Below are 13095 nucleotides of genomic sequence, written 5' to 3' on the forward strand. Positions count from 1 at the left end.
CAAAAGCTTTCTTAGAATGATGAAATATCAGAATGGTTTTTTATATGTCTCTTATATTTTAGTTACTCTATGCTTTAATTTCAAATCTATCTGCATCTAGTTTTTTTCGAAAAGCCTTTTGTTCAGCTGTTGATTTCTTTTTAAAATCCTTTAAGAAAGCTTCGTATTGAGGTAGTATATCATCTACTGAACCAAATGCTTTAAGTCTACCAGCTTCAATCCAAGCAATTTTAGTACAAAAGTCTCGAACTTGTTTTAAATTATGACTGACAAAAAAGATGGTTTTATCAGCTTCTTTAAACTCGTATATCTTTTTTAAACTTTTTTGAGTAAAAGTTTGATCTCCTACTGACAGCGCTTCATCAATCACAAGGATTTCTGGATCGATAGTGACGCTAATCGAAAATCCTAATTTCGAACGCATCCCACTAGAATATTTTTTGACAGGTTGATAAATAAATTCACCAAGCTCGCTAAATTCTACAATTTGAGGTGTAAGTGCTTTGATTTCATGTTTATTAAATCCCATACATAACATTTTGAATTCAATATTTTCCATACCTGTTAAATTACCATTCAATCCAGCATTGATAGCAATCACGCTAACGTCACCTTTACGTTCAATGTGACCATGAGTTGGAGATAAAGAACCGCCAATCATATTGCTAAGTGTTGACTTACCCGATCCATTAATGCCTACTAGGCCAATAACATCTCCAGAATAAGCTTGTAATGACACATCTTTAAGGGCATAAAATGTTTTATTTTTATTTTTAGGGAACAAAGCATCTTTAATCCGTTCTTTATTATTTCGATAAATGCGATATTCTTTAGTAACTTGATTAATATTAACTGTTGGATTCATATAAAACATTCCTTATATTTTAAAATAATTTTGGGCGTTAATTTTTACACGTATTGATTATAATATATTACTAAGTGGTTGTTAAATTTGTAAAGCTATTGTAAAGTATTATAGAATCAAAATGTAAAAAAGCCTCACATCATCCTTCACATGAGTAGGGGTTGTGATTGTCAGTAATGTTGAGATACTCTGTAATATAAAATAGAGTAGGCGAGCCTCAACTTAGATTAAGAGTGTTTTCAATTTAAGAATATGAGATGATAGGATTGTAGTCAAACTACATGGTATCGCAAGTAGTGTCATAAGACGTTAATTGACGACATTGATTTTCATCTTTCATGTGAAAGCGTGGTAAGTTATGAAATCTATAGTGGCTGTGTTAAAAGAACACGTCAAAAGTTTTTATTTAATTCAAAGATTAGCCCAGTTTCAACTTAAAATAGCGAATCATAATAATTATCTTGGATTAGCTTGGGAGATTATTAATCCGATTATTCAAATTATGGTTTATTGGTTTGTATTTGGTTTTGGTATTAGAAGTAATACACCAGTTGAAGGCATTCCATTTATATATTGGTTGCTCGTTGGGATAAGTATGTGGTTTTTCATTAATCAGGGTATATTAGAAGGAACCAAATCCATCACTATGAAATATGGTCAAGTGGCAAAAATGAATTTTCCACTTTCTATTATTCCTACCTATATTGTTACTAGTAAGTTATATGGTCATTTAGCACTTGTAGGTATGATTGTATTGTTATGTGCGCTTTTTGGTATCATGCCGTCCATTTATATTGTACAATTAGTGCTATATATACCATTTGCTTTTCTATTTACAGCATCAGTAGCATTACTAACTTCTACGTTGGGCGTGCTGGTTAGGGATACGCAAATGGCAATGCAAGCATTATTAAGGGTACTTTTCTATATGTCTCCAATACTATGGAGTCCTGCGAAAGGGTCGCTTGCTGAAAAGATTTTAATGTTAAATCCGATTTATTTTATTGCAGAAAGTTATCGCGCAGCTATTTTGTTCCATGAATGGTATTTTATTGAACATTGGGCACTTGCGTTATATAACGTTGCAGTAGTTATTCTATTTTTGGTACTTGGGTCGATGTTGCACATGCGCTACAGAGATCACTTTGCAGATTTTATGTAAAATTTTTACATACCTTCAATACAAGTGGTTTGTGTTGAAGGTTTTTTTGCCGACCAAAAAATGAAACTTGGGGCGGTAGTTGTTCGTTTCCAGAATTGCTACTATGTTCCATTCCTACTCTAAAGGGGGATACAACGTTATGATACAGTATATGATTAAAGCAATATACATTGAAATGATTAAAGCAATAAGTGCGTTATTTACAAAAAAGCATGTAGATGATCATCATATTGTCGCACTCATGACATTCAAAGAAGATGTCCTACCGATAGTTTACGAATTAAGTCGACGCGGATATCGCGTTACGGTTTTTGCACAACCTAAAGACTTTGAATTTTTAAAAAACAGACAAAATATTCGTTACTATCCCTTGTCTTCAAAAAATATAATGAAAGTCATGAAAGAAATGGCAACGGCCAAAGTTATTTTTATCGATACGTATTATCTACTAATGGCAGGGTTTGAAAAGAAAAAAGGTCAAACGGTGATTCAAACGTGGCATGCAGCAGGAGCACTAAAAAAATTTGGTTTAGAAGATCATGCTATCAATTTAAAACATCAAAAAGTCATCAATCAGTACAAATCGGTATATCAAGCAACTGATAAGTATTTGGTTGGAGGCTATCACATGTCTACTTGTTTTGAAAGGTCGTTTGGCGCAACGTTTAATCAATTATTATGTTTTGGCAGTCCGAGGCTAACAACATATTTAAAACTAGATTTAGAAGCACATAAAGCCAAAATAAAGAAGCAACTGGGTATCGAAAATAAAGTGGCAGTTTACTTACCCACATATCGTGAACAGCAACGTGAAAATCGCATATTAAATAAAACAGATTTCGAATTAGCATTACCAGAATATACATTACTTAGTAAATATCATCCGACAGTATCACCAGCAGAACAAAATACAAAAATGTGTACGCTAGATTTGCTTATTATTGCGGATTTAATTATTACAGACTATAGTTCCCTTGCGATTGAAGTAAGTTTACTAGATACACCTGCACTTTTCTATGTATATGATGAAATGGAATATGATAAAGTGCGTGGATTGAATCAATTTTATTATCAAGAAATACCTGAGGATTATAAAGTTTATGATGAACAAGCGTTATTCCAAAAAATTAGAGAAGGAGAAATAAAACCGCTATTTAAAGAATGGCATCAATTCAATACACCAGAAAGCTTAAACCAAGTAGTAAATTATGTGCAAAAAATAGTAAGACTGTAAGCAGCATTGTATTTTCAGTACTCAAAAGATATAAGGTATGCTATACTGCTTAACAAATGTAAATTTTATATTAATATTGTTAAGGAGATATGAAGATGAAACGTGTGATAACATATGGAACGTATGATCTTTTACATTATGGGCATATTGAATTATTGCGTCGTGCAAGAGAAATGGGAGATTATCTTGTTGTAGCGCTATCTAGTGATGAATTTAATCGAATTAAAAATAAAAAATCATATTATAATTTTGAACAACGTAAAATGATGCTAGAATCCATTCGTTATGTCGACTTAGTCATTCCTGAAAATGATTGGGACCAAAAAGAAAAAGATGTTGAAAAATACGAGATAGATACATTTGTGATGGGACATGATTGGGAAGGTGAGTTCGATTTTCTTAAAGATAAATGCGAGGTTATCTATCTCAAGCGAACAGAAGGGATATCTACAACACAAATAAAGCGTGAATTATACGGTAACGATGTTCGATAAGTTTATATATTGTAAGCACGTTCAAGTCTAGTGTTTTAATAAACATGACAGATTGAACGTGCTTTTATATTGGTTAATATCGTAAAAGCAGATTAATAACTAAACATTGTCAGTATAAAAGTAAGCGAAAAAGGTGTTATAATGGTAAGGGCGAAGAATACGATTAAGGTCGAGATATAGTTATTTAAAGTTTACTGATTCAGTTTGATTTATGATATATAAGTCAGAGGTAAGACTGACGTCATACTGAGGCCACAGTGCTCTAGGTCATGACTACTAAAAAGATAGGCACCTTTTTTGGGACGACGTGATTGTTTACTAGTGTCTATTGAAACTTCCAATACTACTCGAATTCGAAAAAATTTAAATGAGGTATTGAATTATGAGAGAACAAAACCCATTATTTTTCTTGTTAAAGAGAATATCGTGGCCGAAGCGATTAATTATTATTGCAGTGATTATAGCTTCTTTAGGTAGTATAAGCGGCTTACTTGTGCCTCTTTTTACTGGCCAAATGGTGGATAAATTTACATTAGATTCTATCAACCCCACATTTATAGTTATTATTATTGTGGTGTTTTTATTTAATGCGATTTTAGGTGGGATTGGATACTATTTATTAAATAAAATTGGAGAGAAAGTGATTTATGCAATACGTTCAGTACTTTGGCATCATATTATTCATTTAAAAATGCCGTTTTTTGATCGAAATGAAAGCGGTCAATTAATGAGTCGGCTAACAGATGATACTAAAGTTATTAATAATTTTATATCCCAAAAGTTACCCAACTTTTTTCCATCAATTATTACATTGGTTGGATCCTTGATTATGCTATTTGTATTAGATTGGCAGATGACATTATTAACATTTATCACAATTCCAATATTTGCTTTAATCATGATACCTCTAGGCAAATTAATGCAAAAAATATCATCTAACACTCAATCTGAAATTGCTAATTTTAGTGGGCTATTAGGCCGTGTACTAACAGAGATGCGTTTAGTTAAAGTAGCTAACACTGAAAAGCTTGAACTTGAAAAAGCACATTACAATTTATCAGAAATTTACCGTTTAGGCTTGAAACAAGCTAAAATTGCAGCAGTAGTTCAACCAATTTCTGGAATTATTATGCTCATTACAATTGGTATCATTCTTGGATTCGGTGGTCTACGTATTGCTTCAGGTGCAATTTCTGCTGGTACATTAGTAGCAATGATATTTTATGTTTTAAATTTATCGATGCCGCTTATTAATTTATCAACATTAGTTACTGATTATAAAAAAGCTGTAGGAGCAAGCAGTCGAATTTATGAAATTCTACAAGAACCTTTAGAAGCGATTGAAGCGCCTAATGATAATCTGGAGATTTCAAATGGTGACTTAAACTTTGATCATGTTGATTTTAGTTATGACGTTAAACCTGTATTAGAAGACGTGTCATTTAATATTGCACGTGGAGAAGTAACAGCTTTCGTAGGTCCATCGGGTTCTGGAAAAAGTACTATTTTTAGTTTGATTGAACGAATGTATGATATTAATCGAGGTGACATTACATTTAACGGACAGTCTATCTATTCACTTTCTCTTACAGATTGGCGACGTAAAATAGGGTACGTCATGCAAAGTAATGCAATGATGAATGGAACAATTCGAGATAACATATTATATGGTATTGACCGAAATGTGTCTGATGAAGAACTTATCCATTATACTAAACTTGCAAATTGTCATGAATTTATAATGGAATTCGAACAAGGCTATGACACGCTTGTCGGAGAAAGAGGTTTGAAATTATCTGGTGGACAGAGACAAAGAATTGATATTGCGAGAAGCTTCGTGAAAAATCCTGATATATTATTATTGGATGAGGCGACTGCAAATTTAGATAGTGAAAGTGAGCAAAAAGTACAAGATGCGTTAAATACTTTAATGGAAAACCATACAACTATCGTAATAGCACACCGATTATCAACAATCAAAAAAGCAGGTCAAATCATATTCTTGGATAGAGGACGTGTTACTGGAAAAGGTCGTCATGAAACCCTGATGACGGAGCATTCTAAATACCGACAATTTGTTAACACACAAAACTTAACACAACACCATTAATGAAAAGTTAAAGTAATATTATATAGTTAAACGAGGAAGTTGGTCATTTGTTTAAAATGATCCGACCTCCTCGTTTTTCATGACATAATAATTTAACAAAAATAACAGTTATAACAGGCTTTATTTTAATAAATGTTTCGGAATATGTTCTGTTGGACAGGAAGCATTCATTTCACATGATGAACATTGACCTTGTTTTGACTTTTGGATATATCGTTTAATCACAAAGCAAGAGTATCCAATAATTAATACGATAAGTAGTAGATTGATTAGTAACGCCATATGACGACCTCCTAAATAAATAATGACCCAATTTGATAAACAACTAAAGCGATTGTGTAGGCAATTGCTAAAGGATAAGTGGCTGCAAGTGCAGTCCATTTCCAAGATGATGTTTCTTTACGTATTGCTGCAACAGTAGCAAGACAAGGGATATATAATAATATAAATATCATAAATGAGTACGCTGATAATGCTGAAAATTGTGCAGAAATCATATTAATTAAAGCATCATCATGAACTGCGTAAATAATTGCCATTGCACTGACAACAACTTCTTTTGCTAAGAAGCCAGGAATTAAAGTTGCGCCCGCTTGCCAAGTTCCAAAACCAAGAGGTGCAAGTACAGGTGCGATAAATGCACCGATGTCATGTAAAAAGCTTTTTTCAACAGGAACGCCAAAACCACTCATACCAGTATAATTAAGTGACCAAATAATCACAGAACCTGCAAATATAAATGTACCTGCTTTTTTTACGAATCCTTTACTTTTTTCCCAAGTACTACGCCACAATGTTTTGATAGACGGTAAGCGATAAGGTGGTAATTCGATAACAAATACAGATGTATCCTTTTTTAGTATTGTCTTTGATAATATAAAACTCACAAATAGAGCTACAATGATACCGATGACATATAAACTTAAAACAATAATAGCTTGATGTTCAGCGAAAAAGATACTTACAAATAAAGCATATACTGTTAATCGTGCGGAACATGACATAAAAGGTGCCACTAAAATTGTTGTTAAGCGTTCTTTTTCTTCCTCAATACTTCGAGCAGCCATGATGCCTGGTACATTACAACCAAATCCGATAATCATCGGAATGAATGATTTACCATTTAGGCCAAAATATTCCATAATTCGATCCATAATCACCGCAATCCTAGCCATATAGCCAGAATCTTCTAGTAGTGAGATGAAAAAGAACAATACGAGAATCTGAGGAACAAATACTAACACCCCACCAACACCAGCAATAATGCCATCAGTTACTAAGTCTTGAAGCGCACTATAAATGCCGATTTTATCCATGATGTTCTTGACGAAATCAGTAAAAGGACCACCAATAAAAGCATCAAGTTGATCTGATAAAGGTGTACCAATCCATGTGAACGTAATTTGAAATATGAGCCACATAATGCTTAAAAATATAGGAATACCTAAAAATTTATGTGTTAAAAATGCATCTACTCGCTCAGTGACAAATTGTTGATGTTGATCAGACATTTTAAGTGTATCTTCAAGTATTTGTTCAATATATAATTGCCTTTGTTCCAAAATATGACGTTCTATATCCATAGCATGTTCAGTTAAGAATAATGATTTAATATGGTTGAGTTTTTCAATAGTACTTTTATCCAAGTAGTTCATTACAGATGGATTATCAAGTAAATATTGAAGTATTAAAAAGCGATAATGCTTTTGATGTAAACTTAATTGTTCCGGTAAAGACGCGATTAAATCTTTAATTAGAAACTCGATCTCAGTACCATAATTAATTCTGAGAGGTCTACGCGTGGACATATTGTGATCAGATAATGATTTAAGTACAGCATCACTTCCTTTACCAGTACGTGCAATAACTGGAATAATAGGAACTAAAAGTTTACGCATTAATTTTTGATAATCGATAGTGATACCTCTTTTATGAGCAACATCCACCATATTTAAACCGATTAATAACGGTGCGCCAAATTCTAATAGTTGAATGGTTAAATTTAAGTTTCGTTCAATTTGTGCTGCATCAATAATGTTAACCATGCCATCAAAAGGTTCAGATAATAAATAATCTGTAACTACTGCTTCGTCTCTTGATACAGGTACTAAATCGTAAATACCAGGTAAGTCAATCAATTGACCAACATGATGTTTGAGATGTCCAACCTTTTTCTCAACGGTAACACCACTCCAATTACCTACGTATTCATAAGAGCCCGTAAGTGCATTAAATAATGATGTTTTCCCTACGTTAGGATTTCCTAAAATACAGTATGCGTTACTCATAGGCGTTCTCCAAGTGAATATCACATGCATCGCAATTACGGATACAAATTTGTTGTCCTTTAACATTAATTGTACATGGACCTTTAAATATGCCTTTTTGATGGATTGAAAGTTTTGAACCTTCGCGACAGCCTAGAGCTCTTAAACGATGCTTTAAAGCGTAATTTTTTGTATTTAATGCGACAACTCGATATGTAACACCGATTTCTGCATTAGCTATGTTCATCATAGAACCACCTACTTTTACAAACGTTAATGATAATCATTTTCAATTATATAATACTTCTAAATGAGATTTTATACAATAGCTAATTTCAAAAAGTTTTAAAACCGAATTTTTTATGTATGCAATAAGAGAGATAGGAGTTAAAAACGAATGAAAGTAAAGATTTTGTCTTAAATAATTAGTGTTTAGCTTGCAAAAAAATATTCTCACAATGCAAGGCACGTGGTATACTTGTGGAGAAAATGAATGAAAAGATAAGAGGGAGTACTTATGTATTTATTAATTAATATCATTGGGTTGTTTGTTTTTTTAGGAATTGCATTTTTGTTCTCTAGAGATCGAAAAAATATTCAGTGGGGATCTATAGCTATTCTTATTGTGATGAATTTACTTTTAGCCTGTCTTTTTGTCTATTTCCCTGCAGGTACAAAGGCTGTTAAACTCGCAGCTGATGGTATTTCATGGGTTATTGATGTAGCATTTACGGGTATAGGATTTGCTTTTGCAAGTTGGACAGCACCTAAGCAGTTAGATATGGCTGTTGCTGCATTATTTCCAATTCTGTTAGTTGTTCCGCTTTTTGATATTTTAATGTATCTTCGCATCCTTCCTTGGATTATGCGTGGTATTGGTTGGGTGTTAGCTAAAATTACACGTCAACCAAAATTTGAAGCGTTCTTCGGAATCGAAATGATGTTTTTAGGTAACACTGAAGCATTAGCTGTTTCAAGTGAACAATTAAAACGTATGAATGATGCACGTGTATTAACCATTGCAATGATGGCAATGAGTTCTGTATCTGGGGCAATTGTCGGAGCTTATGTGACGATGATTCCTGGAGAGTTGGTATTAACAGCGATTCCACTAAATATTATTAATGCGATGATTGTATCTTCTATTTTAAACCCGGTACGTGTAGAAGAAATGGAAGATGTTATCTATGATTTAAAATCTAATGAAGCACGTCAGCCATTCTTCTCGTTCTTAGGAGATTCTGTGTTAAATGCAGGGAAATTGGTGCTCATTATCATCGCTTTTGTTATTAGTTTTGTGGCTTTAGCAGAATTAGCAGACCGATTACTGAATTTAATCACAGGTGGCATAGGCCATTTGATTGGACTTAAAGGAAGTTTTGGTCTAGATCAAATTTTAGGTGTAATCATGTGGCCTTTTGCGTTTTTACTTGGATTACCACTTGATGAAGTTTGGATTGTAGCGCAACATATGGCTAAAAAAATTGTTACGAATGAGTTTGTAGTTATGGGAGAGATTGCTGGTGAAGTTAATAATTACGAACCGCACCGCCGTGCTATTATTTCAACATTCCTAATTTCATTCGCAAACTTCTCAACAGTAGGTATGATTGTCGGAACGTTAAAAGGTATTGTGAACGAAAAGACTTCAGATTTTATTTCGAAATACGTACCAATGATGTTATTAGCAGGTGTACTTGTTTCATTACTTACTGCAGGTTTTGTAGGCCTATTCGCTTGGTAATAAGCAACGCATATTAATAAAAACTAAAGAGGCTAGGATGGTAATGCTTCTGATAACCGGTTATATTGGTTTAATGAAAGCTTGCTATACCTAGCTTTTTGATATTATCAAACTTGATAAGTCATACATATATTAAGGATAGGGTACGATTTGTGACAAAATTGTGATAATATGACAAATGATATAACAAATTATAATTAAGAAAGGACTGATTTGGTGAAACGAACAGTTAGAGATTTAATATTAGTGTTAATAGGCTCATTTATATTCTCTGCAGGAGTAAATGCCTTTATCATTTCAGGAGATTTAGGAGAAGGTGGAGTAACGGGTCTATCTATTATTTTATACTATGCTTTCCATCTTTCACCAGCTATCACCAATTTTGTAGTTAATGCTATTCTTATAGCTGTAGGATATAAATTTTTAAGCAAACGTAGCATGTATTTAACAATTGTGGCAACAGTTTTAATATCCTTATTTTTAGATTTAACGGATGTATGGCATATTGAAACGGATAATATTATCATTAATGCTGTATTTGGTGGATTTTGTGTTGGTTTAGGTATTGGTATTATCGTACTCGCAGGAGGAACAACAGCAGGTACAACGATTTTAGCTCGAATTGCGCATAAATATCTTGATGTGAGCACGCCTTATGCACTACTTTTCTTTGATTTAATTGTTGTTTTAGCTTCTTTAACTGTTATTTCACTAGATCGAATTTTAGTGACTATTATTGGTCTATATATCGGTACAAAGGTAATGGATTTTGTGATTGAAGGATTAAATCCTAAAAAGGCAGTCACTATCATTTCAAAAGAACCTGATCGTATCGCTAAAATGATAGATGAAGACATAGGTCGTGGTGTTACTATTTTAAATGGCCGCGGATATTTTTCTAAAAAAGAAACTGATGTATTGTATGCAGTTATCAGTAAAACACAAGTGTCTCGAACAAAACGTTTAATTCGCAAGATTGACGAGAATGCATTTGTAGTTGTACATGATGTACGTGATGTGTATGGAAATGGATTCTTAGTAGAAGATTAAAAAGTCATAAGATTAAAGCGCTTCGTTTAATTTTATCATAGGCGTTTTAATCTTATTTTTTTATGACATTATTCAAGACAAAATACGATTGATTTGTACTCTTTTAACTGATATCATACAAAGTTTTCAGATTATGTATTAGAAATTGTAAAAAAAAGATGATATAATACCATGAGTATGATAATGATTCTCAATCGCGCATAATAGAATGATAATAAAAATAAATGATTTCATAAATGTATCAGATATGAAGAAAGAAGGATGACGATGAGTAGATTAACGGGAAAAGAAGTTACAATTGGATATGGTGACCGTGTTATAGTCGACAACTTAAATGTTGAAATACCTGATGGTCAAATCACATCAATCATAGGTCCAAACGGATGTGGTAAATCTACGCTACTCAAAGCACTTTCTAGATTATTAAATACAAAAAAGGGAGAAATTTGTTTAGACGGTAAAAATATCCACACACAATCAACTAAGGAAATTGCGAAGAAAATTGCGATTCTACCACAATCTCCAGATGTTACAGATGGGTTAACCGTTGGAGAGCTCGTTTCATATGGCCGTTTTCCTCATCAAAAGGGGTTTGGGCGCTTAAGCGAAAAAGACAAGGCAGAGATTGATTGGGCAATGCGAGTTACAGGTACCATTGACTTTAAATATCGCGCTGTTAATGACTTGAGTGGTGGTCAACGTCAACGTGTATGGATTGCGATGGCATTAGCTCAAAAAACAGATATTATTTTCCTTGATGAACCGACTACTTATCTTGATATTTCGCATCAATTAGAGATTTTAGAATTAGTACAAGAGCTAAATCAAGAACATGGAACAACTATTGTGATGGTTTTACATGATATCAATCAAGCAATACGTTTTTCAGATCATCTCATTACTATGAAAAAAGGTAATATCATTAAACAAGGAGAAACACACGAAGTTTTAACAAATGAAATTTTAGAAGAAGTCTTTAATATCGACGCAGAGTTAAGTACTGATCCACGAACTGGTAAGCCAATGTTAATTACTTACAACTTATTATGTAAACATTACGAAAAAATATAAATGCTAGTTGATAGCGGTCCACGTTGACTGAGGTGTAACGATGGACTGCTTTTTAAAATGTATATCAACTCAAACTAGAGGCCGATATCTAATAGTCGATGATGTGATAAAATGATCAATACAATAGGCTCATCTTAATATATTTTATTTAATTATAGACATAGGCGAGATAGTTAAAAATATGATAAAATGGTTTTATTAAAAGAGACGGTATACGCTTAGGAGGCTTAGCGATGCAAGATATTATAAAGAAACATGTTTTAAATGGCGAATTCGAATCCGTTAAAAATTTAATGTCTGTAACTGATTTTCTTGATTTTGAAGAAGCGTATATCTCAAGTGCACATGATGAAGAAAGTGTACTATTCTATACGTGCTTGTTAGATATGATAAAAGATGAAGAGACACCAGAAATTCATGATTTAGCCTTTTTATTGTTAGTGTACCCATTGAGTGAGGTGCCTGGAGCACTTGATGCAGCGTATTATCATGCAGAGTCCTCTATTACGCTGACAGAAGGCAAAGTAGTCAAAAGCTTATTACAAATGTTATTACTTCATGCTATTCCGACACCTGTTATTTCAGATAAAAAAGCTTTTGATGTGGCTAAGCAAATTTTAAAACTCGATCCTAACAATAAGGTCGCACGAAATGTTTTAAAAGAAACAGCCAAACGTATGGATCAAGTTGTGGTTGATTTTGACGAGCTCAGTCATTATAAAGATGTTAACTAAAATTTTAATAATTAATAGCCATGAGCTTTCAAAGTAGACGTGACAAACTACTTTGAAGGCTTTTTTAATATTTTACATTGATTACTTTCAGTGAAATATTGGCTCTATACTTTTAACGGTTGGTGAAATATTCACTAGCCGTTATTTTTTACTTTTTAATATAAAAACGGCACAAATATCTCTATAATTGTAAGTAACCCACAAACAAATTAAGGAGAGATATTTATGCCTATAAATTATGATATAACAGAATGCTTTGGAATTGAAGGAGAAAATTTAAAAATAACAGGTTATTTAGGGTTAAAGGACATTAAAGGGATAACATCTTTAGTTTTTACTGGCTATGTTAGCTACGAACCTACGG

The 13095-nt window shown here is 32.9% G+C and carries 12 protein-coding genes; 8 read left to right on the plus strand and 4 right to left on the minus strand.

All coding sequences use genetic code 11. The annotated features are described in order from the left end of the window. Positions 1-67 precede the first annotated feature (67 nt). Complete coding sequence (tagH, locus tag HHH54_RS05915) at positions 68-865, minus strand: teichoic acids export ABC transporter ATP-binding subunit TagH (RefSeq protein WP_198617921.1); 798 nt, start codon at positions 863-865, stop codon at positions 68-70. A 358-nt stretch (positions 866-1223) separates the two neighbouring features. On the opposite strand from tagH, the gene HHH54_RS05920 reads away from it, so the two are divergent. The 4 genes from HHH54_RS05920 (at position 1224) to HHH54_RS05935 (ending at position 5865) form a co-directional block, all read left to right on the plus strand. Further along, a complete protein-coding gene (locus HHH54_RS05920; protein WP_198617922.1) occupies positions 1224-2027 on the plus strand; it encodes an ABC transporter permease in 804 nt (267 codons plus the stop codon). Positions 2028-2166: 139 nt separating this feature from the next. Then, positions 2167-3261: a teichoic acid glycerol-phosphate primase TarB gene (gene tarB, locus HHH54_RS05925; RefSeq protein WP_198617923.1), complete on the plus strand. Its 1095-nt coding sequence runs from the start codon at positions 2167-2169 to the stop codon at positions 3259-3261. 95 nt (positions 3262-3356) lie between these two features. Continuing rightward, a complete protein-coding gene (gene tagD, locus HHH54_RS05930; protein ID WP_198617924.1) occupies positions 3357-3755 on the plus strand; it encodes a glycerol-3-phosphate cytidylyltransferase in 399 nt (132 codons plus the stop codon). A gap of 382 nt (positions 3756-4137) precedes the next feature. Further along, a complete protein-coding gene (locus tag HHH54_RS05935) occupies positions 4138-5865 on the plus strand; it encodes an ABC transporter ATP-binding protein (RefSeq protein WP_198617925.1) in 1728 nt (575 codons plus the stop codon). A 120-nt stretch (positions 5866-5985) separates the two neighbouring features. On the opposite strand, the gene HHH54_RS05940 is transcribed toward HHH54_RS05935, so the two are convergent. The 3 genes from HHH54_RS05940 to HHH54_RS05950 are packed head-to-tail and all read right to left on the minus strand — an operon-like array spanning position 5986 to position 8379. Continuing rightward, positions 5986-6147, minus strand: a complete 162-nt coding sequence (locus HHH54_RS05940; RefSeq protein ID WP_198617926.1) for a FeoB-associated Cys-rich membrane protein — start codon at positions 6145-6147, stop codon at positions 5986-5988. 11 nt (positions 6148-6158) lie between these two features. Then, positions 6159-8153 carry a ferrous iron transport protein B gene (feoB, locus tag HHH54_RS05945; protein ID WP_198617927.1) on the minus strand — a complete coding sequence of 665 codons (1995 nt, stop codon included), beginning with the start codon at positions 8151-8153 and terminating at the stop codon, positions 6159-6161. Then, positions 8146-8379: a FeoA family protein gene (locus HHH54_RS05950; RefSeq protein ID WP_232796266.1), complete on the minus strand. Its 234-nt coding sequence runs from the start codon at positions 8377-8379 to the stop codon at positions 8146-8148. Before HHH54_RS05950 ends, feoB begins: the two co-directional genes overlap by 8 nt. Positions 8380-8649: 270 nt before the next feature. Here HHH54_RS05950 and HHH54_RS05955 point away from each other — a divergent pair, with 270 nt between their 5' ends. From HHH54_RS05955 to HHH54_RS05970, 4 genes are all read left to right on the plus strand, one after another. Next, positions 8650-9876, plus strand: a complete 1227-nt coding sequence (locus HHH54_RS05955; protein WP_198617929.1) for a NupC/NupG family nucleoside CNT transporter — start codon at positions 8650-8652, stop codon at positions 9874-9876. Between the two features lie 216 nt (positions 9877-10092). Then, positions 10093-10926, plus strand: coding sequence for a YitT family protein (locus HHH54_RS05960; RefSeq protein WP_198617930.1), 834 nt, complete (start codon positions 10093-10095; stop codon positions 10924-10926). 267 nt (positions 10927-11193) lie between these two features. Further along, on the plus strand, positions 11194-11997 hold the full coding sequence (locus HHH54_RS05965) for an ABC transporter ATP-binding protein (RefSeq protein WP_198617931.1): 804 nt from the start codon (positions 11194-11196) through the stop codon (positions 11995-11997). 233 nt (positions 11998-12230) lie between these two features. Then, positions 12231-12731: a hypothetical protein gene (locus HHH54_RS05970; RefSeq protein ID WP_198617932.1), complete on the plus strand. Its 501-nt coding sequence runs from the start codon at positions 12231-12233 to the stop codon at positions 12729-12731. The last annotated feature ends 364 nt before the right edge of the window (positions 12732-13095 follow it).

It is taken from the genome of Staphylococcus canis (genome assembly GCF_016238445.1).
Lineage (GTDB): Bacteria > Bacillota > Bacilli > Staphylococcales > Staphylococcaceae > Staphylococcus > Staphylococcus canis.